This is a genomic window from Luteimonas salinisoli, from assembly GCF_013425525.1.
Classification (GTDB): domain Bacteria; phylum Pseudomonadota; class Gammaproteobacteria; order Xanthomonadales; family Xanthomonadaceae; genus Luteimonas; species Luteimonas salinisoli.
The window spans coordinates 1-22,716 of the sequence record NZ_JACCKA010000074.1 but is presented as its reverse complement, the minus strand read 5'-3'; the positions used below and the strand labels follow the sequence as shown (position 1 = coordinate 22,716).

The following is a 22,716-nucleotide window of genomic DNA, read 5'->3' as shown; positions in this document are numbered from 1 at the left end:
AGCGGCTCCCGTGGCGATCGCGACCAGCATGATGTCGCGCCGATGACCTCAGCGTGTACGCGCGGGCCGCAAGCGCGCGAGGATACCGAAATGATCGCTGGGCCAGGTGCCGGCGGCATCGGGCGCATCGAGCACGCGCCGGGCCTCCAGCACCTCGAACCCGCGCACGAACACGTGATCGATGCGGCGGCGGTCGGCGCCGAAATAGTGGGGGTTGAGGGTGGTCACGGCATCGGCCCCGGCATGCAGGCTGCCGAACGCGTCGACGAAGCCGCCGGCCAGCGGCGCCAGCTCCGGGGCCGAGACCTCGGCGTTGAAATCGCCCGCCAGCACCATCGGCGCGCCGTCGTCGCGGGCCTCGATGTGGGCCAGCGCCTGGGCGAGTTGTTCCTCGCGCAGCGCTGCGCCCTCGGGGGTGTGATGCAGGTGGGTGTCGTAGAGATCGACGGCGATGCCCGCGACGTCGACGCGAAGGTGCGCGAGGGTGCGCGAATCCTGCAGCGACTGCAGCACGACGCCGCCGCGGGCGAGGATCGGGTGGCGGACGAGGATCGCATTGCCGTAGCGCCGCGTCTCGCCTTCGGGGTCGGTCGAGACGAAGTGGGCTTCGTAGCCGAGCGCGGCGGCGATGTCCTCGGCCTGGTTGCGCAGGGTCCCGTGCTGCAGCACCTCCTGCAGCGCGATCGCGTCGGGCTGCAGCGCGCGCAGCCCTTCGATCACCAGCGGGCGGCGCTTCGGCCAGTCGTCGCGGTCGTGGTAGAGGTTGAGCGTGACCACGACGAACCCGGCGGTGTCCGGCTGCTGGCGCGGCCCGCTCGTCGCGCAGCCCGCCAGCAGCGAGGCCGCCAGCAGCAGCACGCCCGCGGCGAACGGTTGCAGCCGTCGCACCGCGCCTACCGTGGATCGCCCCCGGTGCGGTACACCGGGTACAGGTTGTGGCGCTCGTCCCAGGCGCTGTGACGCCGGTAGAAGAAGTCCAGGCGCGCGCGCGGGTTGGCGGCGAACTCGGCGTCCTCGCGCAGGCGCCGCTCGAATTCCGTCTTCAGCCGCGGATCGGCGGCCAACATCTCGCGGGCCACCGCCTCGGCGACGTAGGCCTCCATGTATTCCTTGCGCTCGAAATGGTTGTTGAACATGCCCCAGGCGGCGAACGAATCCGGCGCCTGCGGCTCCAGCAGCGCCATCGCCAGCCGCGCCTTGGGCTGCGCGATCGGCACGAACAGCGCGCCGGCGGCGACGTCGCGCCGCTCGGTTTCCCAGCTGCCCTCGAGGGCGAGCATCTGATGGCCCTCCAGCGTCGTCGCCGACAGCTCCGCGCTGTCGGCGCGGAAGGTCTCCAGCCGCGCCTGCGGCAGCGGCCGCGCCAGGCGCACGTGCTCGATGCCGTGCAGGGCCAGCTTGTCGGCCACCCAGGCCGCGTGCGCCGGCGGCACCAGGTAGCCGCCGGCGGGTGCCTGGACGCTGCGTCCAGGCACCACTTCGTCGCGCAGCGGCACCCGCCAGACCTGCGGCGTGGCTTCGTCGTAGCGGGTCATCGGCGCGCCGGAGACCTCCGAGGGCTCGCGGGTCCAGGCATAGCCGCGGAACTCGATGGTGCGCGCGGTGTCGGTGGCGCGGTAGTCGAGCGGCACCGGCCGGCCGGCCAGGCGCGCGGCACGGGCGTCCGCTTCGCGGGCGGTACGCAGCCAGTCGCGGCCGTCGCGGGCGGCGTGCTCGAGCACCGAGACGATGGTGTTGCGGGTGGCGCGCACGCGCTGTGGGTATTCCTTCCAGGAATGCGTCTCCACCAGCATCGCCAGGCGGTTGCGCAGCGGGAAGTAGCCGGTGGAGAAGCGCGGCGGGGAAACGCCGTCCTCGAAGCCGGAGTCGGGATTGTCGTACTCCACCAGCGAGGGATAGAACGGCAGCGGCAGCGAGCCCTGCGCTGCCAGGTCCCCGATCACTCCGTCGCGCAGGGCGAGGCCGACATCGCGCAGCGCCGCGTCGCCGGCGTGGAGCGGCTCGACCTGGATGGCGATGTCGTGCTCGAACTGCGCGCCGTTGGTGGCGTGCAGGTCGATGACGGCGATCGGATCCCACTCCTCGACCAGGCGCAGCATCGCCTGCATCTCCGGCGCCTCGGCCTTGGCGTAGTCGCGGTTGAGGTTGTAGTTCTGCGCGGTGGTGCGCCAGCCCATCTGTTCGGGGCCGCGCTGGTTGGGACGGTTCCAGGCACCGAAGCGCTCGTGGCCGTCGACGCTGAACACCGGGACGAACAGCCAGACCAGCCGCTCCAGGCTGCCGGCGGCGGCCTCCCCCTCGAGGACCTCGCGCAGCGCCAGGAATCCTGCGTCCTTGCCGTCGATCTCGCCGGCATGGATCCCGCCCTGCATCAAGACCACCGGCAGGCCGCGCTCCTGCGCCGCTCGCGCATCCAGTGCGCCGCCGCGGGACACGGCAAGCGCCTTCATCGGGCGCCCCTCCGGCGAGACGCCGAAGTCGAAGCAGCGCACCGCCTCCGGGTGGGCCGCGGCGAAGGCGTCGCACAGCGCGACGACTTCCTCGTAGCGCCCCGTCCGTAGAAATCCGCTGCGTTCGGAGACGGTGGCGAGCGCAGGTTCCGCGGCCGCGGCGGGAGGGCTGGGCAGGAAACAGAGCAACAGCGTGGCGAACAGTGCGGGACGGATCATCGTGCGTTGGCGGCCTTCGGGACGATGCGACATGATGCCCGTTCGCGCCCTCCGCTGCAGCAGGCGGACGCCGGCGGGGGCGTCGGAAGGCGCCGTCCCGGGGCGGCGCGGCGAACGGCGCGGACCGGGCCGGCGCCGATCGCGCCGGGCTGTGCGGCGCGCCTCATCCTGCTAGGCTTCGGCGGCCGCGCCCGCGGTCGGCAACGGATTGAACTGGATGGAATCGATCGTCACCTTCGCCATCATCGGCGTCACCGTGCTGGTCTCGTGGCGGGCATTCGGCGACCGGCGCCTGATCGAGCGGCTGCTGCTGTGGCCGCCGGCGATCGACCGCCACCGTCAGTACGAGCGCCTGGTGACGCACGGCTTCGTGCATGCCGACTGGATGCACCTTTTGTTCAACATGATCACGCTGTTCTTCTTCGGCGGCGTGATCGAGCAGTTCTTCTCCGAGCGGATCGGCGCGATCGGCTACCTCGCGTTCTATCTTTCGGCGATCGTGGTCGCGATCCTGCCCACCTACCTGCGCCACCAGCACGATCCCGCCTACCGCAGCCTCGGCGCCTCGGGCGCCGTCTCGGCGGTGCTGTTCTCGTTCGTCCTGCTGGCGCCGTGGTCGCCGATCTACCTGATGCTGATCCCGATCGGGATCCCGGCCTTCGTGTTCGCCCTGCTCTACATCGGCTACAGCATCTGGATGGATCGGCGCGGCGGCGGCAACGTCAACCACAGCGCCCATCTGTGGGGCGCGGTCTACGGCATGCTGTTCACGGTGATGATGGAGCCGCGCGTGGCCACCACCTTCCTGCAGCGGCTCGCCAGTCCCTCGACCGGGGGCTGAGCGAGGGCGGCGGCTCAGGTCGCGACGGCGGTCTGGCGGACGATGCCTTCCTCGGCGCCGTAGGTCTGCACCAGGGCGTGGAACACCTGTCGGTCGAGCTGGCTGTACTCGCTGCTCTCGGTGGCGCCGTCGCGGGCGAGTTCGTAGAGGCGGTTGACGGCCTCGAGTTCTCCGGAATGGTCGAGCATGGTCATGGCGCCAGGCTGTCTTCAGGGGTCGAGTGGTTCGGAAGCATCAACCATGCCATGTCGTTGTGTGAATTCATCCGCAGATTCGGTGACGCTCAGCGGCAGGTCGGCGACGCCTCCGAGCCCTTTTTGACACCCCGTGGGCAAAGGCCGTCACCGGCAATGCATCCGGGCTGTGATATTCCCCGGCGCGTACCCGACCCACCCGAGCCACGAGGAAAGCCGATGCCGATGACCCGCACCAGGGCGACCAGCCTGCTCAACAAGACCGAAATGGGCCTCTACGACGACAGTCGGGCCAACCCTCTGCGGCGCATGGACAGCACCACGCTGAGGGGCCGGGTCGAGCGCGCCAGGAAGGCTCGCGACCGCGCGCGCGACCTGGTGCAGCGGCACAAACTGGCCTCGCGCAGGCGCAGCGGCAGCAAGCGCGGCCCCACCGATACCGACAACCAGCGCAGCCGCGACAAGGCCGAACTGCTGGCCGACATCCTCAAGCGCTTCGAGGCGCAGCTGAAGCTGGCCGGAAGGAACGAGGCCGCCGTGGACAAGGCCGCCAGGGCGACGAAGAAGTCCGCGGCCGCCAAGAAGAAGACCGCCGCGAAGCAACCTGCCGCCAGGAAAGCTGCTGCGAAGAAGGGTCCGGCAAGGAAGGCGACCGGCAAGAAGGCCGCCACGAAGAAGGTTGCCGCCAGGAAGGCGACGGCGAAGACGGCTTCGACAAAGAAGGCCACCGCCAAAAAGGGAAAAGCGACGAGCGCGGCGGCGAAGAAGGCGGCACCGAAGAAGGCGACCGCGAAGAAGACGACCGCGAAGAAGACGACCGCGAAGAAGACGACCGCGAAGAAGACCCCCGGCAAGCGCGCGGGCACCTCGGGATCGCGACGCCGCCAGGGGATCACGCCCGAGCAGGCACTGGAGAACACTCGCGCCCTTCTCGAGGCAAAGCAGGAGCAGGCCCGGCGCCCGAAGCCCTGGGAGGCGGTCGGCGGCGACGCCGCGGGCACCCCCTCCGCCGGCTTCCAGTCGGATGGTGCGGCGCATCGGGCAGAGGAGCTGCACGCCGCCGAGACGCGGCTGCCGGCCATCCAGGGCAGCATCGGCACCCGTGATCGCATCAACCAGGGCAAGCGCGATCATCGCGGAGACGCCGGTGAGTGAGGTCGCGGGCTCGGTGCGGCACGACCCCGGGGCCGGGCGCTTCTGGGTCGACGTCGACGGCCATCGCGGGACCCTCGAATACCGCCGCAGCGGCGGAACGATGGCGATCGTCCAGACCGTGGTGCCGCCCGCCGTGGGCGGCCGCGGAATCGCCCGGCGGCTGGTCGAGGCGGCCGTGCGACATGCCCGTATCGAGGGGCTGGCGGTCGATCCGATCTGTTCCTATGCCCAGGCCTGGCTGCGCCGCCACCCGGAACGCGCCGGAGCGGGCGGCCCGGCCCGGGATGGCGCCGCGTCCGGCCGCTGACCCCCCCCCATTCACACTTTTGTCCGCAAGTAGGGTATGGTTCCCAAACTGTTCAAAGCGGGATCACGGTACATCGTGGCTCCGATGCGGTAGATCAAAGGCTGTACGCCCGGCTCCGGCCGGTCGGGACGATCCGCTCCATCGCTTTCGCGTTACCCCTTGCTCGACAGTCGCGGCGCCGCAGTGCGCGGGCCGTGTCCAATTCAACAAAACTGTGTTTGAGGAGTAGCAAACGTGAGCGATCGCCAGACCGGAATCGTCAAGTGGTTCAACGATGCCAAGGGCTTCGGCTTCATCACCCCGGAAAGCGGCCAGGACGTGTTCGTCCATTTCCGCTCGATCCAGGGCACCGGCTTCAAGTCCCTGCAGGAAGGCCAGAAGGTCTCCTTCAAGGTCGTGCAGGGCCAGAAGGGCCTGCAGGCCGACGAAGTGCAGCCCGAGTAAGCCTTCACGGCAAACGGCTACAGGAAAAACCCGGCTCCGGCCGGGTTTTTCTTTGCCCGCCTCCATCGGGCCGTCACGCCCGCGGCGCTATGATGCGCCGCCGCGAACGACGGGGAAGGGAGCCGCGATGAGACGTGGGACGATCTGCCTGGTGCTGATGCTGGTGGCCGCCGTGGCCGGGTGCCGGCGCGAGTCCGGGCCGCCGCAGGTGCCTTCACCGCAGCAGCAGTCGCCCGCGCAGATGAGCGATCCGTCGGCATCCGCCCCCGCGGGCCCGGTCGAAGCGGCCGCGGCGGCGGCGCTCGAGGACGTGGTCGAGCACGATCCGCGCTATGTGGTCGGCATCAGCTATCCCGAGGCCGCCAGGCGCTACCCGGGACTGGCCGCCGAGCTGCATGGCTACGCCGAGGCGGCGCGCGCGGAACTGGCCGAAGCCGTGGCGGCGATGGGCGAAGGCAGACCGACGGCGCCCTACGACCTCTCGCTGGAGTTCCGCATGGTCGCCGAGTCCCCGAGGGTGGTGGCAGTGGCGGCCGACGGCAGCACCTATACCGGCGGCGCCCACGGCAATCCGATGGTGGCGCGCTTCGTCTGGCTGCCGCGGCAGCAGCGGATGCTTCGCGCGCAGGACCTGTTCGCCGATGCGGCAGGCTGGGAGGCGCTGTCCGCATACGTGCGCGAGCAGCTGCATGCGACGCTGTCGCAGCGCATCGACGCCGAGGAACTGGAGCCGGACCAGCGCCGCGAGACCATCCGCTCGGCGGGACGCATGATCGACGAGGGCTCCGGGCCGGAACCGGGCAACTTCGCGCAGTTCGAGCCGATCATGGCGGTCGACGGCCGGATCCGGGCGCTGCGCTTCGTGTTTCCGCCGTACCAGGTGGGGCCCTATGCCGACGGCACACAGCGCGTAGAGGTGCCGGCCAGGGTACTGGCGCCGTATCTGGCCGAGCCGGTGAAGGGACTGTTCGCGAACGGCTGAACGAGACGCCGGGCGGCGCTAGACTGCTTCCGGGCCGACCCGGGGGCAGGTTCCAGCGATGGCCAGCAGCGATCGATTCCGGCGCCGGGTGCAGGCGCTGCTCGCGGACGCGGATATCCGCCTTGACGGCGCGCGCGCCTGGGACCTGCAGGTCCGCGACGCGCGTTTCCATGCCCGGGTGCTGGCGCAGGGTTCGCTCGGCCTGGGCGAGTCGTACATGGACGGCTGGTGGGACGCCGGGTCCCTGGACGGTCTGCTGCTGCGCCTGGTGCGCGCGCGCCTGGACGAGCGCGTGTACGGGGTCGGCGACGTGCTGGACGGCGCCCGCGCGCTGGTCCTGAACCTGCAGGACCGGCGCCGCGGACGCATCGTCGGCGAGCGCCACTACGACCTCGGCAATGAGCTGTACGCGGCGATGCTGGGCCGGAGGATGGTCTACAGCTGCGGGTACTGGCGCAACGCCGACGACCTCGACGCCGCCCAGGAAGCCAAGCTCGACCTGTGCTGCCGCAAGCTCGGACTGCAACCGGGCATGCGCGTGCTCGACATCGGCTGCGGCTGGGGCGAGATGCTGCAGTTCGCCGCCGAGCGCTATGGCGTGACCGGGGTGGGGGTGACGATTTCGCGCGAGCAGGCCGTGCACGCACGGCGCTTGTGCGCCGGCCTGCCGGTGGACATCCGCCTGCAGGACTACCGCGAGCTGGACGAGCGCTTCGACCGCATCGTCTCGATCGGCATGTTCGAGCACGTCGGGGTCAAGAACTACCGTCGCTATTTCCGCCTGGCGCACCGCTGCCTGCAACCGGACGGGCTGTTCCTGCTGCACACCATCGGCGGCAACGTCTCGCGGCACCGCACCGATCCCTGGATCGATCGCTACATCTTCCCCAACTCGATGCTGCCGTCCGCGGCGCAGATCGCGCGCGCCCTGGAGCGCCGCTTCGTGATCGAGGACTGGCACGGTTTCGGTCCCGACTACGACCGGACCCTGCAGGCCTGGCGCGACAACATCGAGCGCGCCTGGGATACGCTGCCGCCGCGCTACGACGCACGCTTCCGGCGCATGTGGCGGTTCTACCTCGCGGCCTCGATGGCCAGCTTCCGCGCCAGGCGCATCCAGCTCTGGCAGCTCGTCCTATCGCCCGGGGGCGTGCCCGGGGGCTACGACGCGCCGCGCTGAGCGCCGACGGGTCTGCGGGCCGGTCGCGCGAATCCCTCCCGGCTTCGGGCTCCGGGTCGTCCCTGCCCGCTGATGTCGTGAAAAAAAGCCGCCCGGATCGCTCCGGGCGGCTCGCATGGGTGTCGGCGCGCGGCGACGACGCCCGCGTTACGCGTTAGCTGCCGGCGGGGGCCGGAGTAGGGACGTCGGCGTCGGGCGGCGCGCTGTCGTCGGAGGTCGGCGCCAGGCCGCGCTTCTCCAGCAGCGGCGCGATGTCGGGGTCGGCGCCGGAGAAGTCGCGGAACAGCTGCAGGGCGTCCTTGCTGCCGCCCTGCGACAACAGGGTGGTGCGGAAGCGGTCGCCGTTGGCACGGGTCAAGCCGCCGTTCTCCTCGATCCACTTGACGGTATTGGCGTCCAACACCTCGGACCAGATGTAGGCGTAGTAGCCGGCCGAGTAGCCGCCCATGATGTGGCTGAAGTAGGGCAGCTTGTAGCGCGGCGGCACCGCGGCGAAGTCGATGCCGTCGGCGGCGAGAGCCTGCGCTTCGAATCGCACGATCTCGTCCGCGGCCGGGATCGCGTCGCCCTCGGCCTGGTGCAGGCGCTGGTCGAGCATGGCGGCGGCCAGGTATTCGGTGGTGGCGAAGCCCTGGTTGAACTTGGCGGTCTCGAGCACCTTGTCCAGCAGCTCCTGCGGCATCGCCTCGCCGGTCTCGTGGTGCTTGGCGTAGTTGGCCAGGATCGACGGCCAGTCCGCCCACATCTCGTTGACCTGCGAGGGGAACTCGACGAAGTCGCGGGGCACGCTGGTGCCGCTGAAGTAGGGGTAGGCGACGTCCGAGAACATGCCGTGCAGGCCATGGCCGAACTCGTGGAACATCGTGGTGACCTCGTCCCAGGTCAGCAGGGTCGGCTCGCCGGCCTGCGGCTTGGGGATGTTCTGGTGATTGGCCACGACCGGGCTGGTGCCCTCCAGCTCCGACTGCGAAACGTAGGAGTTCATCCACGCGCCGCCACGCTTGGAGTCGCGGGCGTACGGATCGAAGATGAAGATCGCCAGCTGGCTGCCGTCGGCCTCGAACACGTCGTAGATCCAGGTGTCCGGGTGGTACTTCGGCAGGTCGGTGCGCTCCTTGAAGCTGATGCCGTAGAGCTGGTTGGCGGCATGGAACACGCCGTCCTCGAGCACGCGCTTCATCTCGAAGTACGGCTTGAGCTGCGATTCGTCGAAGTCGTACTTCGCCTGGCGCACCTTCTCGGTGTAGAAGGCCCAGTCCCAGGGCTCGAGCTGGAAGCTCGGCTCGCCCTTGGCGGCCTGCTCCTGGTCGATCATCGCCTGCAGTTCTGCGGCCTCGCGGCGGGCGTTGGCAACCGCGGCCGGGGCCAGCTGTCCCAGCATGTCGTTGACCGCCTGCGGGGTTTTCGCGGTCTCGTCCTCGAGCACGTAGGTGGCGTGGTTGGGGTAGCCGAGCATCTTGGCGCGCTCGTCGCGCAGCTTCACCACCTGGGCGATGATGCCGGTGTTGTCCCATTCGTTGCCGCGCGCGCCGCGCGCCACCGAGGCCTCGAAGATGCGCTCGCGCAGGTCGCGGTCGGTCAGCTGCGACAGCGGCGGCTGGCCGGTGGTATTGAGCAGGGTGATGACGTATTTGCCTTCGTGGCCGCGCGACTTGGCGGCTTCGGCGGCGGCGGAGATCTGGGCCTCGGTCAGGCCGTCGAGTTCCTCGCGGGTGTCGACCACAACCGCCGAATCGTTGACCTCCGCCAGCACGTTCTGGCTGAACTTCGTGCCCAGGCCGGCGAGCTCGGCGTTGATCTCCTTCAGGCGCGCCTTCTGCGACTCGTCGAGATTCGCGCCGGAACGCACGAATTCGGTGTAGTAGCGCTCCACCAGGCGCACGCCTTCGGCGTCCAGGCCCAGAGAGTCGCGGTTTTCGTACAGCGCGCCGATGCGCTCGAACAGTTGCGGATTGAGCGCGATGGCATCCTGGTGCGCGGCGAACTTCGCCGAGTAGTCGGCCTGGAGCTGCTTGCGCGCGTCGTTGGTGTCGGTGCCGACCAGATTGAAGAACACGCGCACGGCGCGGCCGAGCAGCTGGCCGGACTTCTCCAGCTCCAGGATGGTGTTCTCGAAGGTCGGCGGCTCGGGATTGCCGGCGATCGCCTCGACCTCGGCAAGGTTCTGCTTCATGCCGGCATCGAACGCCGGGGCGAAATGCTCGTCGCGGATCCGGTCGAAGTGCGGATATTCCAGCGGCAGGGTGCTCTTCTCGAGGAAGGGATTGCCCTGCAGGGCTTCGGCGCCGGCCATGGCGGACTCCTCCTGGGCCTGGGCATGGACGGAGGCGGGGGCCACGCTGGCGAGGGCGATGGCCAGGGCGAGACTGAGCGGATGCTTCATGGGGCTTCCCGGAGATGCGGATTCCCAAGCATAGCCCAAGGCCCCGCGGCGGGACCCGTGACCATCGGCACGGTGCGGAGCGACGGGATCGGTTGCCTTCGGCCGTTGCAGCGAGGCCCGCGGCGGGCCACAGTGGGGCCATCGGCTGCCGCCGGCGCCGGCCGTTCGTCATGGAGAAATGCATGAACCGCTTCCTCGCAACGGGGCTGGCCCTGCTGCTGGCCTTGGGCCCGGCATGGGCGAGCGAGCGCCTGCGCTATGTCGCCCTGGTCGACGGCGGCAGGCAGGCGGGCCACCAGCTGGTCGAGACCGGCGAGGACGGCGTCACCCGGGTGGAATTCGTGTTCAAGGACAACGGCCGCGGGCCCGAGCTTCAGGAGGAGTTCGCGCTCGCCGCGGACGGGACCTACCGCAGCTACCGGGTACGGGGCGAGTCGACGTTCGGCGCCAAGGTGGACGAGAGCTTCAGCCGCGAGGGATCGCTGGCGCGCTGGCGTTCGACGTCCGATGCGGGCGAACGCGAGGTCGACGGGGTGGCGCTGTACACCCCGCTCGGCGGCACCCCTGCCGTGTTCTCGGTGGCGCTGGGCGCCCTGGCCGCGCGCGGCGATGCCGGCCTGCCGCTGATCCCGAGCGGCACGCTGCGCGCGCGCAGGCTGGCCGGAGCCGAGATCCGGCGCGGCGAGGAGACCCGCAGCGTGCAGCTGCTGGCGCTGACCGGCATCGGCTTCACCCCGCAATTCGCCTGGGCGACCACCGGCGAGCGGCCGCGGCTGTTCGCGTTCATCTTCCCGGGGTTCCTGCAGCTGATCGAGGAGGGCTGGGAGGCCAACGCCGACGCGCTCGAGGCGCAGCAGAAGGTCGAGGAGGGCAAGGCCCTGGTCGACCTGCAGCGCCGCCTGGCGCAGCCGCTGCGGGGCGCCACCCTGGTGCGCAACGCTCGGGTATTCGACAGCGAGAAGGCGCAGCTGGGCGCCAGCGCCGACGTGCTGTTGCGCGACGGTCGCATCGTGGCGGTGACCGCGGCCGGGGGCGGCGGCGATGCCGACAGGATCATCGACGCCGGCGGCCGCGTGCTGCTGCCCGGCCTGTTCGACATGCACGTGCACGCCGGCCGTTGGGACGGCGGCCTGCATCTCGCATCCGGGGTCACCACCGTGCGCGACATGGGCAACGACAACGCCACGCTGCAGCAGCTGATGCAGGAAGAGCGCGAGGGCACCCTGCTCTCGCCGCGCGTGGTGGCGGCCGGCTTCATCGAGGGCGAGAGCCCGATGTCGGCCCGCAACGGCTTCGTCATCGAGGACCTCGACGACGCCCGGGCCGCGGTGGACTGGTATGCGGCCAACGGCTACCCGCAAGTCAAGATCTACAACTCGTTTCCCAGGCGGCTGCTCGGCGACACCGTCGCCTATGCCCACGAAAAGGGCCTGCGGGTGAGCGGCCACGTACCGGCGTTCATGCGCGCGCAGGACGTGGTGGACCTCGGGTTCGACGAGCTGCAGCACATCAACCAGCTGTTGCTGAACTTCTTCGTCACGCCGGACACCGATACCCGCACCCTCGAGCGTTTTTACCTGGTGGCCGAGAAGACCGCCGGCCTGGACCTGGATTCGCAGCCTGTGCAGGACTTCATCGCGCTGCTGGCGGAGAAGCGGATCGCGGTGGATCCCACCCTGGCGACGTTCGAGTTCCTGCACCAGCGCGACGGCGAACTGTCGCCGATCTTCGCGTCGATCGAGGACCACGTGCCGCCGGACGTGCAGCGCAGCCGTCGCGTAGCCGAGATGGACATCCCCGACGACGCCACCGGCGCGCGCTACCGCGAGTCGTTCGCGAAGCTGGTCGAGTTCGTCGGGCGCATGTACCGGGCCGGGGTGCCGATCGTCGCCGGCACCGACGAGGTGCCGGGTTTCACCCTGCAGCGCGAGCTGGAGCTGTACGTCGAGGCCGGGATGACCCCGGCGCAGGCGCTGCAGGTGGCGACCTGGACCGCGGCGGGAATCTCGGGGGTCCGCGACGACCGCGGCTCGATCGCGCCGGGAAGGCGCGCCGACCTGATTCTGGTCGACGGCGACCCGACCCGCGACATCGGCGACATCCGCAGGGTCGCGCTGGTGATCAAGGGCGAGACGGCCTACGCGCCGGCGGCGATCCACGCCGAGCTCGGCATCAAGCCGTTCACCGAAGCCGCGGCGATCGTGCCGGCGGGGCGTTGAGAATGGGCGCCGCGGGATCGGTCCACGACTTCGAGGCGCCCGACCTGGAGGGACGCCCGCTGTCGCTGGAGCAGTACCGCGGCAAGGTGCTGCTCGTCGTCAACGTCGCTTCGAAGTGCGGCTTCACTCCGCAGTACGCCGGCCTGGAAACGCTGTGGCGCGACTACCGCGACCGCGGGCTGGTGGTGCTGGGCTTTCCCTGCAACCAGTTCGGACAGCAGGAGCCGGGCGGTGCGAAGGAGATCCGCGAATTCTGTTCGCTCGACTACGGCGTCACGTTCCCGCTGTTCGGCAAGGTCGAGGTGAACGGCGACGGCGCGCATCCGCTCTGGACGTGGCTGAAGGCGCAAAAGAGCGGCTTCCTGGGGACCCGTGCGATCAAGTGGAACTTCACCAAGTTCCTCGTCGGCCGCGACGGCCGGGTGATCTCGCGGCACGCGCCGAACGACGCCCCGGAGTCGCTGCGCGCCGACATCGAGCGCGCGCTCGGCTGAGCCAGCCAGGCGCCCGGCGGGCCCGGCCTGCTCTCGGGAGCGGCCCATGGCCGTGAAGGCCGCGGGAGGCTCCGGCGGAGCGGCAAGCTCCTGCCGGTGCGTGCGCCGCTCAGCGGACGATGGTCACCGGGATGTCGGTCTGCGCGATCACCTTGCTCGAGACCGAGCCCAGCAGCACGCCCTTGACCGCGGTGCGGCCGTGCGAGCCCATCACGATCATGTCGGCACGCGGCTTGTGCGCCACCGCCAGGATCGTTTCGGCGATCTCGCCGATTTCCGGACGCTCGATCGCCTCGAGCTTCGCGCGTGCCAGGGCGCGCCGCGCCGGTGCCAGCATGTGCTCGTGGTTGTCGTCGTGCAGGCGCTGCGCCGCGGCGCTGCCGATCTTCTTCTCGACCCCGGGGAACAGCGGCGGATCCACCGCCAGCAGGGTCAGCTTCGCCGGCTCCGCGAGCTTGCCGGAGAGCTGGATCGCGTACTTGACCGCGCGCAGGCTGATGTCGCTGCCGTCGACGGCGACCAGGATCTTCATCTTCGTTCTCCGCGGACGGTAGGCGCGGCCATTCTACGCGCGCCGCGGGGGTGCAGGGAACGCGGCGGGGCCGGCGAGCCGGCCGCCGCCGCGCTCACTTCTCGACGAAGGCGCGTTCGAACACGTAGTCGCCGGGCACGCCGATGCGCGGCGCCGCGGTGAGGCCGCGGCCGTCGAGCAGGGCGCGGAAGTCGGCCAGCATCTGCGGACTGCCGCAGATCATCGCCCGGTCGCGGGCCGGATCGAGCGGCTCGATGCCGAGCAGCTCCGCCATGCGCCCGCTGTCCATCAGCGTGGTCAGGCGGCCGCGGTGGTCGCGGCCGTCGAACGCGAAGTCCTCGCGGCTGACGGCGGGAAAGTAGCGCAGCCTGGCGGCGATCTCCTCGCCCAGGAACTCGTGCCGCGGCAGCTCGTTGACGATGTAGTCGCGGTAGGCCAGGTCGGCGGCGCGGCGCACGCCGTGGCACAGGATCACCCGCTCGAACCGCTCGTAGGTGGCCGGATCCCTGATCACCGCAAGGAACGGCGCCAGGCCGGTGCCGGTGCCGAGCAGGTAGAGGTTGCGGCCGGGGTGCAGGTCGTGGATCAGCAGCGTGCCGGTGGGCTTGCGCCCGATCAGGATCCGCTCTCCCGGGCGGATGTGCTGCAGCCGCGAGGTCAGCGGCCCGTCCGCGACCTTGATGCTGAAGAACTCCAGCTGCTCCTCCCAGTTGGCGCTGGCGATCGAATACGCGCGCATCAGCGGCCTGCCGTCGATCTCCAGGCCGATCATCACGAACTGGCCGTTGTCGAAGCGGAAACCGTCGTCGCGGGTGGTGGTGAAGCTGAAGTAGTCGTCCGTCCAGTGACGGACGTCCAGCACCGTCTCGGTGCCAAAGGCGGCTGACATGCGGGGAGGGGAGCGAAGCGGACTGCGTCCATTGTAGCCGAGGAAGGGTCCGCCCCCCCGGCGCCGTCTCGACACGGTCCATGCCCGGTGTCCGGCAGACTGCCGCCATGACCCGCACGCTCTGGACCGTCGGCCACTCCACCCACGACTGGGACGCTTTCGTCGCGCTGCTGCGCGATGCCGGGATCGCCGCCGTCGCCGACGTGCGCCGATACCCCGGCTCCCGGCGTCACCCGCAGTACGCCGCCGAGGCCATGGCCCGGGAACTGCCGCGCGCGGAAATCTCCTATGAGCCGATCCCGGAACTCGGCGGGCGGCGCCCGGCGCGCCCGGATTCGCCGAGTACGGGCTGGCGCAACGCCGGCTTCCGCGGCTACGCCGACTACATGGCCACGCCCGGCTATGCCATTGGGCGGGAGCGGCTGGAGACGCTCGCCGCCGCCGTACCGACTGCGGTGATGTGCGCGGAGGTGCTGTGGTGGCAATGCCATCGCGGCCTGATCGCCGACGACTTCAAGGCGCGCGGCTGGGAGGTGCTGCACCTGCAGCCGGGCGGTCGCAGCCAGGCGCACCCGTGGACCGGCCCGGCGCGGATCGTCGACGGCCGGCTCGACTACTCGGCCCCGGCCGACGATCAGCGCACCCTGTTCTGAGCGGGGACCCGCGCGGCGGGTCCCCGGGTGCTGCGGTTCAGCCGCAGCAGTAGCAGACGCCGGCGATGTAGCTGCCGCCGAAGCCCGGACAGTCGGACTCGCAGACCCAGCTGCAGGAGTTGGACTGGGCCTTCTCCGCGGTGCCGCTGGCGACGGCCTGCATGGTCCCGAAACCCATGGCCCCGGCGAAGGCGGCCGCGAGCAGCAGCTTGCGCAGCGAGACTTTCGAACGCTTCATGGTGTGCTCCTTGTTGGCGTGGCGGCCGCGGGGGGCGTTTCCGTACGCATCGCGGCCAGGATCGAACCGACCTGGTCCATGGTGTCGAGGGTGCCGAGCTGCGAATGCAGTACCCGGCCGTCGGCGCCGACGACCAGCACCAACGGCACGCTGCTGCCGCGGTACAGCATCAGGGTGCGGCGGTCCTGGACCGCGGCGACCGGGAAATCGAGCCGGTGCTCGCGCACGTAGGCCTGCAGCGTCGCCGCCGCCGCATCGCCGACGCCGATCATCTGCACGCGGCCGCCGAACGCCTGCTGCAGCCGCGCCGCCAGGGCGCGCACCATCGGCACCGATTCCAGGCAATACGGGCACTGCGGAGCGAAGAAATAGAGCACCTGGAACCCGCCCTGCGCGCGGCCCAGCACGAGCGCCTGGCCGTCGATCCCGTCCACCGCGATCTCCGGCACGTACATGCCGTGGTAGGGCCGGGTGGCGCGCTCGCCGAGCCAGTCGCGCTGCTGGCGCAGCTCGCGGTTCTGCCAGGCCAGCAGCGCCACCAGCGCCAGCGCCAGCAGCAGGGCCGCGGGCAGCAGCGGCGAGCGGCGTGGAGCCGCAGGGGAGTCCGCCGGCTGGGTCGGGGTGGCCATCGTCCGGCCGACGCTAGAGAGGACGCGCAGCGGCCGTCAACGCGCAGGAGATGACCGGATGCGCAGTTCGGGGCAGACGCACCGCTGCGGTGCGCGCGCGAGCGCCGGGCTGTGCCGGCCCTCACAGTCGCCGCGGCAGCGCAACATCGCGTTCAGCGGTAGCCGGCGGCCTGCAGCTCGAACAGTTCCGCGTAGCGGCCGCCCTGGGCCATCAGCTCGGTGTGGGTGCCGCTGGCCTCGAGCAGCCCCTGGTCCAGCACCAGGATCCGGTCGGCCATGCGCACGCTGGAGAAGCGGTGCGAGATCAGCACCGCGGTGCGCCGCTCCGAGAGTTCCTTGAAGCGCCGGAACACCTCGAACTCGCTGCGCGCGTCGAGCGCGGCGGTGGGCTCGTCGAGGATCATCACCTGCGCGTCGCGCATGTAGGCACGGGCGATGGCGATCTTCTGCCATTGCCCGCCGGACAGGTCCACGCCGCTGCGGAAGCGCCGGCCGACCAGCTGGTCGTAGCCGCCGGGCAGGGCGGCGATCACCTCGTCCGCCATCGCCCGGCGCGCGGCGTCGCGGACGCGCGCCTCGTCGTCCATGGCGTCGACCCGGCCGACGCCGATGTTCTCGCCGGCGGTGAGGTGATAGCGCACGAAGTCCTGGAAGATCACCCCGGTATTGGCGCGCAGCGCGTCCGGGTCGTATTCGCGCAGGTCGCGGCCGTCGAGCAGGATCCGCCCCTCGTCCGGATCGTAGAGCCGCGCCAGCAGCTTGACCACGGTGGTCTTGCCGGCGCCGTTCTCGCCGACCAGCGCCAGCACCTCGCCGGCGCGCAACTCGAAGTCCAGGCGCCGTACCGCCCAGCGCTCGGCGTCCGGATAGCGGAAGCCGACGTTCTCGAACACGAAGCCCCGGACGATGGGCTTCGGGAATGGGGCCGGCCGCGGCGGCGAACGGATCTCCGGCTCGACGGCGAAGAACGAGAACAGGTCGTCGAGGTAGAGCGCCTGGCCGGCGACCTGCGAGAACCCGGTCAGCAGGCCCTCCAGCAGCTGGCGCAGGCGCCGGAAGCTGCCGGCCAGGAAGGTCAGGTCGCCGATCGAGAAGTCGCCGCGCACCGTGCGCCAGGCGATGTAGGCGTAGGCGACGTAGTAGCCGAGGGTGCCGAGCGCGGCCAGCAGCGTGCCCCAGATCGCGCGCCGCCGCGCCAGCGCGCGGTTGGCGCGGAAGAAGCGATCGGCCAGGCCGCGGTAGCGCTCGATCAGGAACCGGTGCAGGCCGAAGATCTTCACCTCCTTGGCGGTCTCGACGCTGGCGCCGGTCTGGCGCACGTATTCCAGCTGGCGCCGCTCCGGCGTCCACTGGAAGTTCAGCGAGTAGTTCATCGCGTTGAAATGCGCCTCGCCGATGAACGCCGGCACCAGCGCCACCGCCAGCAGCAGGATCAGCCATGGCGCATAGACCAGCAGGCCGACCGCGAAGCTGGCGACGGTGATCGCGTCCTGCAGCTGGCCGGCCAGCTGGCCCATCAGGTTCATCCGCCCCATGGTCTGGCGCCGCGCGCGGTCGAGGCGGTCCTGCAGTTCCGGGTCCTCGAAGTCCTCCAGGTCGAGCGTCGCCGCGTGCTCCATCAGCCGCACGCTGGTGGCATTGGTGAACAGCTCCGAGAGCAGCGACTCGGCGTAGGCCACCGCGCGGCCCAGCAGGTCCGAGGCGATGGCCAGCGCGAACTCGATCCCCAGCAGCCACAGCAGACGGTCGAGCAGGCCGCCGCGCCAGGCGGCATCCATCGAGTCGAAGGCGAGGTCGAGGGCGACCAGGCGCACCGCCTCGTCGATGATCAGCTTGCCGACGTACAGCATCAGGATCGGCAGGAAGGCGCGCAGCACGCGCAGCCCGAGGCTCGACAGCGCCAGCGCCGGGCTGGCCGCCCAGACCTGCCTCAGGAACGGCGGCAGGTTGCGCATCGCGTGGAAGCGCTCGCGCAGGCTCGGGTTCGGGCGCCCGGCGGGCGGCGGTTGGCTGGACATCGGAGGATTGTGCCTGCACCGCGACCCCCGAACCCGCCGCGCTGCCATGCCCCCCCGTAGAGCGGAGCTTGCTCCGCTGCTCCCGCCTCCGGAGCCCAAGCCCGCGCAGCCGAGCAAGCTCGGCTCTACAGGCGCGCGATGCGCGGCGGCGCAACGGACAGCCGCCGGTCCCGCCCCACCGTAGAGCGGAGCCTGCTCCGCTGCTCCCGCCCCCGGAGCCCGCGCAGCCAAGCAGGCCCCACGGCCCGGCACCCGTCGGCGATGGCTGACGCGGCTTCGCGGGTGCCCGTATACTCGTTGCTCGCCGCGGCATCTTGCCGCGGTTCCTGCTATTGATTCAATCAGTTACGGATCGTTCTCGATCCTTTTTCTCATTTCGTGCGCCGCGGCCGGGCCGCGGCCCGCCAAGGCCTCCCGACCGCCGCATGCGCCTGTCCACGATCAAGCTGTCCGGATTCAAGTCCTTCGTCGATCCCACCACGCTGCACCTGCCGACCAACATGACCGGCGTGGTCGGGCCCAACGGCTGCGGCAAGTCCAACATCATCGACGCGGTGCGCTGGGTGATGGGCGAGAGCACCGCCAGCCGCCTGCGCGGCGATTCGCTGACCGACGTGATCTTCTCCGGATCCTCGGCGCGCAAGCCGGTCTCGCAGGCGATGGTGGAGCTGGTGTTCGACAACTCCGACCACACCATCAGCGGCGAATACGCCGCGTTCAACGAGATCTCGGTCAAGCGCACGGTCAGCCGCGACGGCCAGAGCACCTACTTCCTCAACGGCACCCGCTGCCGCCGTCGCGACATCACCGATCTGTTCCTGGGCACGGGCCTCGGGCCGCGCAGCTATTCGATCATCGAGCAGGGGATGATCAGCCAGATCATCGACGCCCGCCCCGAGGACCTGCGCGTGTACCTCGAGGAGGCCGCCGGCATCTCCAAGTACAAGGAGCGGCGCAAGGAGACCGAGACCCGCATCCGCCACACCCGCGAGAATCTCGACCGCCTCAACGACCTGCGCGAGGAGGTCGGCAAGCAGCTCGAGCACCTGCGGCGCCAGGCCCGCCAGGCCGAGCAGTACACCGCGATCCAGGCCGAGCGCAAGGTGCGCGACGCCGAGTGGAAGGCGCTGGAATACCGCGGCGTGAACGCGCAGCTGCAGGCGCTGCGCGAGGGCCTGTCGCAGGAGGAGACGCGGCTGCAGCAGCTGATCGCCGAGCAGCGCGAGGCCGAGCGCGAGATCGAGACCGGACGGGTACGCCAGCAGGAGGCCGGCGAGGCGCTCAACCGTGCGCAGGCGGGGGTCTACGAGGTCGGCAGCACCCTGGCCCGCGTCGAGCAGCAGATCGCCCACCAGCGCGACCTGTCCGAGCGATTGCGCCGGGCCCACGAGGAAGCCCAGGGCGCGCTGGCCGAGATCGGCGAGCACATCAGCGGCGACCGGCAGCGGCTGGATGCCCTGCAGGAGGCGATCGTCGAGGCCGAGCCGCGCCTGGAGCAACTGCAGGCCGAGGACGAGGCGCGCCAGGAGGCCCTGCGCGAGGCCGAGACGGCCCTGGCCGACTGGCAGCAGCGCTGGGACGGGCACAGCCGCGAGAGCGCCGAGGCCGCGCGCGGAGCCGACGTCGAGCGCACCCGCGTCGATTACCTGGACCGGCAGTCGCTGGAGGCGGACCGCCGCCGCGAGACCCTGACCGCAGAGCGCGCCGGGCTGGACCTGGAGGCGCTGGCGGCGGCGTTCGAGGGCGTGCAGGCGCAGCACGACGAGCAGAAGGCGGGGCTGGAGACGCTGGTTGCGGACCTCGAGGCGCGCAAGCAGGCGGCGCTGGCGCTGCAGGACGAGCAGCGCAGCGCCCAGAACGAGATCTCGGAAACCCGCAAGCGCGCCCAGGAGGCGCGCGGCCGGTTGTCATCGCTGGAGACGCTGCAGCACGCGGCGCTGGGCCAGGAGCAGGGCGCGGCGGTGGAGTGGCTGCGCCGCCAGGGCCTGGACTCGGCCGCCCGCGTCGGCGAGCGGCTCGATGTCGAGCCCGGCTGGGAAAACGCCGTCGAGGGCGCGCTCGGGCAGCTGATCGAGGGCGTGCTGGTCGAGGACCCGCAGGCCCTGGTCGCGGCGTTGGGCGATCTCGGCGAGGGTCGCCTGGCGCTGGTGGCGGCCGAGGCCGGCGCTGCGGAGTTCGCCCCGACCTCGCTGGCCGCGAAGGTGCGCGGACCGCTGGCGATCCGCCGTCTGCTGGCGCGGCTGCACGTGGCCGAGACCCTGGAGGAGGCGGGCGCGCTGCAGGGGCGGCTGGACGCCGGCGATTCGGTGATCACCCGCGGCGGCGAGCGCCTCGGCGCCGGCTGGGTGCGGGTGCTGCGCTCGGGCGCGGCGAAGCAGGGCGCGCTGCTGCGCGAACGCGAGATCCAGGAGCTGCGCGCGGCGATCGCCACCCTGCAGGAGCGCGAGGCGGCGCTGGAGGAGGAGATCACCGCACGGCGCGACCGGCTGCTGGTGGCCGAGCAGCAGCGCGAGGACGCGCAGCGGGCGCTGTACATGGCCCATCGCAGCGTCTCCGAGCTGGCCGGCCAGTTGCAGAGCCAGCAGGGGCGGCTGGATTCGGCGCGCAACCGCATCGAGAAGATCGACGCGGAACTCGAACAGTTGCACGAGACCCTCGACGCCGGCGCGCGGCAGACCCGCGAGTCGCGCGCGCAGCTCGAGGACGCGGTGACGCGCATGGCCGAGCTGGAAGCCGCCCGCCAGGCCCTGGAAGCCGAGCGCCGCCGCCTCGCCGAGGCCCGCGACGCCGCCCGCGACGCCGCCCGCGCCACGCGCGACGCCGCGCACGCGCTGGCGCTGACCCTGGAGTCGCAGCGCGCCCAGGTGCAGGCGCTGACGCAGGCGCTGGAACGGATGGGCGGGCAGCGCGGCCAGCTCGACAGCCGGCTCGAGCAGCTCAATGCCCAGCTCGCAGAGGGCGACGTCCCGGTCCGCGACCTCGAGGCCGAGCGCCAGAGCGCGCTGGAGCAGCGCGTAGTCGCCGACAACGCGCTCAACTCGGCGCGGGCGGCGCTGGAAGGGGTGGAGCACGAGCTGCGCCGCTTCGAGCAGGTGCGCCAGCAGCGCGACGAACAGGCGCTGGCCCAGCGCGAGGCGATCTCGCAGCGCCGGCTCGACCAGCAGGCGCTGGCGATCCGCACCGAACAACTATCGACGGCGGTGGCCGAGGCCGGCTTCGAACTCGAGAGCGTGCTCGAGGGACTGCCCGGAGACGCCGAGCCGGCGGGCTGGGAGAAGGCGGTGGCCGATTTCGATGCCAAGCTGCGCCGGCTCGAGCCGGTCAACCTGGCGGCGATCCAGGAGCATGCCGAGGCCGCCGAGCGCAAGGAATACCTGGATCGCCAGGACGCCGACCTCACCTCGGCGCTGGAGACCCTGGAGGACGCCATCCGCAAGATCGACCGCGAAACCCGCGGCCGCTTCAAGGACACCTTCGACCGGGTGAACTCGGGGGTGCAGGAGCTGTACCCGCGGCTGTTCGGCGGCGGCCATGCCTATCTGGAACTGACCGGCGAGGACCTCTTGGACACGGGCGTGGCGATCATGGCGCGGCCGCCCGGCAAGCGGGTCTCGAACATCTCGCTGCTGTCCGGCGGCGAGAAGGCGATGACCGCGGTGGCGCTGGTGTTCGCGATCTTCCGGCTCAACCCCGCGCCGTTCTGCCTGCTCGACGAGGTGGACGCGCCGCTGGACGAGGCCAACGTCGGCCGCTTCACGGCGATGGTGCTGGAGATGAGCGAGAAGGTGCAGTTCCTGTTCGTCACCCACAACAAGTCGACGATGGAGGCCGCGCGGCAGCTGTCGGGCGTTACCATGCGCGAGCCCGGGGTCAGCCGGCTGGTGTCGGTCGACCTGGCCGAGGCCGCGCGGCTGGCGGGGGCCGCCTGAGCCGCGCCGGCCGCACTTTCGAGGGTGCGGTGACTGGCCTCCCATCTACCGCGAGGAGACGACGATGTCGGACGAATGGCTGATGCGGATCTGGATCCTGGTGGCGAGCGCGTTCCTGATCGCCGCCATCTGGTATTTCGGCACCCGGCCGCGGCAGAACTCGCAGGGGCGGCGGCTGAAGACCGCCGAGCGCGGCGAGCGGCCGCGCATGGAGCCGACCCTCGGCGCCCAGCTCGAGGAGGAGCTGGCCGCCGACGGCGACGCCGCCGAGGAGGCGGTGCAGGCCGAAATGGAGCTGTTCGACAGCGCCGTGGGCGAGCCCGCCGCGCCGAATTCGGAGCTGGGGCGGCGGGTCAGCGAGGACTTCGACAAGATCGTCACCCTGTACATCGCCGCGCGCGCCGGGCAGGTGCTGCGCGGGCCCGACATCGTGGTGGCGGCGGAGAAGGCCGGTCTGACCTACGGCCACATGAGCGTGTTCCATCGGCTGGTGGAAGGGCACCCGGAACGCGGGCCGATTTTCAGTGTGGCCAACATCCGCAAGCCGGGCAGCTTCGAGATGGCGGAGATCCAGGCGCTGGAGACGCCGGCGATCGCCTTTTTCCTGACCCTGCCGGCGCCGGTGAGCGCGCTCGATGCCTGGGACGCGATGCAGCCGACCGCGCAGCGGATGGCCGAGCTGCTCGACGGGGTGCTGCTGGACGAGCAGCGCAACGCCCTGGGCCGCCAGCGCATCGCCCACCTGCGCGACGAGTTGCGCGCCTACGACCGCCAGCGCGAGGCCCCGCCGCTGACCCGCAGCCCGCGCTGGTAGCCGCGCCGCGCCAGGCAGCTCGATCCGTTGCGAAGATCCATCACCGTCGCCGCGCCAGGCAGTCCCATCCGTTGCGGGGATCCATCACCGTCGCCACGGGGCTGCGTCAATGAATCGCCGCGTCTGGCAGTTGGTTCCTTGGAGGA

General features: G+C 70.9%; 20 protein-coding genes. 11 read left to right on the top strand and 9 right to left on the bottom strand.

Going from position 1 to position 22,716, the window contains the following annotated elements:
- Positions 1-48: 48 nt before the first annotated feature.
- Both H0E84_RS13260 and H0E84_RS13255 read right to left on the bottom strand, forming a co-directional pair.
- Entirely contained in the window at positions 49-888 is an 840-nt protein-coding gene (locus tag H0E84_RS13260; protein WP_180679135.1) for an endonuclease/exonuclease/phosphatase family protein, read from the bottom strand.
- Positions 889-893: 5 nt separating this feature from the next.
- Complete coding sequence (locus H0E84_RS13255; protein WP_180679159.1) at positions 894-2,669, bottom strand: M14 family metallopeptidase; 1,776 nt, start codon at positions 2,667-2,669, stop codon at positions 894-896.
- Between the two features lie 217 nt (positions 2,670-2,886).
- On the opposite strand from H0E84_RS13255, the gene H0E84_RS13250 reads away from it, so the two are divergent.
- On the top strand, positions 2,887-3,510 hold the full coding sequence (locus H0E84_RS13250) for a rhomboid family intramembrane serine protease (protein ID WP_180679134.1): 624 nt from the start codon (positions 2,887-2,889) through the stop codon (positions 3,508-3,510).
- Between the two features lie 14 nt (positions 3,511-3,524).
- Here the strand turns inward: H0E84_RS13250 and H0E84_RS13245 are convergent, their stop codons facing one another.
- Positions 3,525-3,704: a penta-EF hand family protein gene (locus tag H0E84_RS13245; protein ID WP_180679133.1), complete on the bottom strand. Its 180-nt coding sequence runs from the start codon at positions 3,702-3,704 to the stop codon at positions 3,525-3,527.
- Between the two features lie 219 nt (positions 3,705-3,923).
- On the opposite strand from H0E84_RS13245, the gene H0E84_RS20525 reads away from it, so the two are divergent.
- The 5 genes from H0E84_RS20525 (at position 3,924) to cfa (ending at position 7,772) form a co-directional block, all read left to right on the top strand.
- Entirely contained in the window at positions 3,924-4,859 is a 936-nt protein-coding gene (locus tag H0E84_RS20525) for a histone H1-like repetitive region-containing protein (RefSeq protein WP_257644223.1), read from the top strand.
- A complete protein-coding gene (locus H0E84_RS13235; RefSeq protein WP_180679117.1) occupies positions 4,852-5,166 on the top strand; it encodes a GNAT family N-acetyltransferase in 315 nt (104 codons plus the stop codon). The genes H0E84_RS20525 and H0E84_RS13235 overlap by 8 nt, the downstream gene beginning before the upstream one ends.
- A 234-nt stretch (positions 5,167-5,400) precedes the next feature.
- Positions 5,401-5,610: a cold shock domain-containing protein gene (locus H0E84_RS13230; protein WP_180679131.1), complete on the top strand. Its 210-nt coding sequence runs from the start codon at positions 5,401-5,403 to the stop codon at positions 5,608-5,610.
- Positions 5,611-5,737: 127 nt separating this feature from the next.
- Positions 5,738-6,592: a DUF3298 and DUF4163 domain-containing protein gene (locus tag H0E84_RS13225; protein ID WP_180679130.1), complete on the top strand. Its 855-nt coding sequence runs from the start codon at positions 5,738-5,740 to the stop codon at positions 6,590-6,592.
- Between the two features lie 58 nt (positions 6,593-6,650).
- On the top strand, positions 6,651-7,772 hold the full coding sequence (cfa, locus tag H0E84_RS13220) for a cyclopropane fatty acyl phospholipid synthase (RefSeq protein WP_180679129.1): 1,122 nt from the start codon (positions 6,651-6,653) through the stop codon (positions 7,770-7,772).
- A gap of 154 nt (positions 7,773-7,926) precedes the next feature.
- On the opposite strand, the gene H0E84_RS13215 is transcribed toward cfa, so the two are convergent.
- A complete protein-coding gene (locus tag H0E84_RS13215; protein ID WP_180679128.1) occupies positions 7,927-10,155 on the bottom strand; it encodes a M3 family metallopeptidase in 2,229 nt (742 codons plus the stop codon).
- A 182-nt stretch (positions 10,156-10,337) separates the two neighbouring features.
- Between H0E84_RS13215 and H0E84_RS13210 the strand changes: the two genes are divergently transcribed.
- Together H0E84_RS13210 and H0E84_RS13205 are read left to right on the top strand one after the other, a co-directional pair.
- The gene (locus H0E84_RS13210) at positions 10,338-12,374 is read left to right on the top strand and encodes an amidohydrolase family protein (protein ID WP_180679127.1); all 2,037 of its coding nucleotides are present in this window, start codon (positions 10,338-10,340) and stop codon (positions 12,372-12,374) included.
- A gap of 2 nt (positions 12,375-12,376) precedes the next feature.
- Positions 12,377-12,868 (top strand): glutathione peroxidase, encoded by a 492-nt coding sequence (locus tag H0E84_RS13205; RefSeq protein WP_180679126.1) that lies wholly within the window; start codon positions 12,377-12,379, stop codon positions 12,866-12,868.
- Between the two features lie 109 nt (positions 12,869-12,977).
- Here H0E84_RS13205 and H0E84_RS13200 read toward each other — a convergent pair whose 3' ends face one another.
- Together H0E84_RS13200 and H0E84_RS13195 are read right to left on the bottom strand one after the other, a co-directional pair.
- Entirely contained in the window at positions 12,978-13,400 is a 423-nt protein-coding gene (locus tag H0E84_RS13200; protein WP_180679125.1) for a universal stress protein, read from the bottom strand.
- 94 nt (positions 13,401-13,494) lie between these two features.
- Positions 13,495-14,289: a ferredoxin--NADP reductase gene (locus tag H0E84_RS13195; protein ID WP_180679124.1), complete on the bottom strand. Its 795-nt coding sequence runs from the start codon at positions 14,287-14,289 to the stop codon at positions 13,495-13,497.
- A 107-nt stretch (positions 14,290-14,396) separates the two neighbouring features.
- On the opposite strand from H0E84_RS13195, the gene H0E84_RS13190 reads away from it, so the two are divergent.
- Entirely contained in the window at positions 14,397-14,942 is a 546-nt protein-coding gene (locus H0E84_RS13190) for a DUF488 domain-containing protein (protein ID WP_180679123.1), read from the top strand.
- Positions 14,943-14,979: 37 nt separating this feature from the next.
- On the opposite strand, the gene H0E84_RS13185 is transcribed toward H0E84_RS13190, so the two are convergent.
- The 3 genes from H0E84_RS13185 to H0E84_RS13175 form a co-directional block, all read right to left on the bottom strand.
- Positions 14,980-15,180 carry a hypothetical protein gene (locus H0E84_RS13185; protein ID WP_180679122.1) on the bottom strand — a complete coding sequence of 67 codons (201 nt, stop codon included), beginning with the start codon at positions 15,178-15,180 and terminating at the stop codon, positions 14,980-14,982.
- Positions 15,177-15,809, bottom strand: a complete 633-nt coding sequence (locus H0E84_RS13180) for a TlpA family protein disulfide reductase (protein WP_180679121.1) — start codon at positions 15,807-15,809, stop codon at positions 15,177-15,179. Before H0E84_RS13180 ends, H0E84_RS13185 begins: the two co-directional genes overlap by 4 nt.
- A gap of 152 nt (positions 15,810-15,961) precedes the next feature.
- Positions 15,962-17,827: an ABC transporter ATP-binding protein gene (locus H0E84_RS13175; protein ID WP_180679120.1), complete on the bottom strand. Its 1,866-nt coding sequence runs from the start codon at positions 17,825-17,827 to the stop codon at positions 15,962-15,964.
- Between the two features lie 425 nt (positions 17,828-18,252).
- Here H0E84_RS13175 and smc point away from each other — a divergent pair, with 425 nt between their 5' ends.
- Positions 18,253-21,756, top strand: a complete 3,504-nt coding sequence (gene smc / locus H0E84_RS13170) for a chromosome segregation protein SMC (RefSeq protein ID WP_180679119.1) — start codon at positions 18,253-18,255, stop codon at positions 21,754-21,756.
- A gap of 64 nt (positions 21,757-21,820) precedes the next feature.
- Positions 21,821-22,570: a cell division protein ZipA gene (gene zipA, locus H0E84_RS13165; RefSeq protein WP_180679118.1), complete on the top strand. Its 750-nt coding sequence runs from the start codon at positions 21,821-21,823 to the stop codon at positions 22,568-22,570.
- Positions 22,571-22,716: the final 146 nt, after the last annotated feature.

What these genes read in the sequence shown, in the direction of transcription:
- H0E84_RS13215 (WP_180679128.1), bottom strand. Translation starts at nt 10,155, where the DNA reads ATGAAGCATCCGCTCAGTCTCGCCCTGGCCATCGCCCTCGCCAGCGTG.
- H0E84_RS13205 (WP_180679126.1), top strand. Translation starts at nt 12,377, where the DNA reads ATGGGCGCCGCGGGATCGGTCCACGACTTCGAGGCGCCCGACCTGGAG.
- H0E84_RS13210 (WP_180679127.1), top strand. Translation starts at nt 10,338, where the DNA reads ATGAACCGCTTCCTCGCAACGGGGCTGGCCCTGCTGCTGGCCTTGGGC.
- H0E84_RS13200 (WP_180679125.1), bottom strand. Translation starts at nt 13,400, where the DNA reads ATGAAGATCCTGGTCGCCGTCGACGGCAGCGACATCAGCCTGCGCGCG.
- H0E84_RS13185 (WP_180679122.1), bottom strand. Translation starts at nt 15,180, where the DNA reads ATGAAGCGTTCGAAAGTCTCGCTGCGCAAGCTGCTGCTCGCGGCCGCC.
- zipA (WP_180679118.1), top strand. Translation starts at nt 21,821, where the DNA reads ATGTCGGACGAATGGCTGATGCGGATCTGGATCCTGGTGGCGAGCGCG.
- H0E84_RS13175 (WP_180679120.1), bottom strand. Translation starts at nt 17,827, where the DNA reads ATGTCCAGCCAACCGCCGCCCGCCGGGCGCCCGAACCCGAGCCTGCGC.
- smc (WP_180679119.1), top strand. Translation starts at nt 18,253, where the DNA reads ATGCGCCTGTCCACGATCAAGCTGTCCGGATTCAAGTCCTTCGTCGAT.
- H0E84_RS13250 (WP_180679134.1), top strand. Translation starts at nt 2,887, where the DNA reads ATGGAATCGATCGTCACCTTCGCCATCATCGGCGTCACCGTGCTGGTC.
- cfa (WP_180679129.1), top strand. Translation starts at nt 6,651, where the DNA reads ATGGCCAGCAGCGATCGATTCCGGCGCCGGGTGCAGGCGCTGCTCGCG.
- H0E84_RS13190 (WP_180679123.1), top strand. Translation starts at nt 14,397, where the DNA reads ATGACCCGCACGCTCTGGACCGTCGGCCACTCCACCCACGACTGGGAC.
- H0E84_RS13255 (WP_180679159.1), bottom strand. Translation starts at nt 2,669, where the DNA reads ATGATCCGTCCCGCACTGTTCGCCACGCTGTTGCTCTGTTTCCTGCCC.
- H0E84_RS13180 (WP_180679121.1), bottom strand. Translation starts at nt 15,809, where the DNA reads ATGGCCACCCCGACCCAGCCGGCGGACTCCCCTGCGGCTCCACGCCGC.
- H0E84_RS13195 (WP_180679124.1), bottom strand. Translation starts at nt 14,289, where the DNA reads ATGTCAGCCGCCTTTGGCACCGAGACGGTGCTGGACGTCCGTCACTGG.
- H0E84_RS13225 (WP_180679130.1), top strand. Translation starts at nt 5,738, where the DNA reads ATGAGACGTGGGACGATCTGCCTGGTGCTGATGCTGGTGGCCGCCGTG.
- H0E84_RS13245 (WP_180679133.1), bottom strand. Translation starts at nt 3,704, where the DNA reads ATGACCATGCTCGACCATTCCGGAGAACTCGAGGCCGTCAACCGCCTC.
- H0E84_RS20525 (WP_257644223.1), top strand. Translation starts at nt 3,924, where the DNA reads ATGCCGATGACCCGCACCAGGGCGACCAGCCTGCTCAACAAGACCGAA.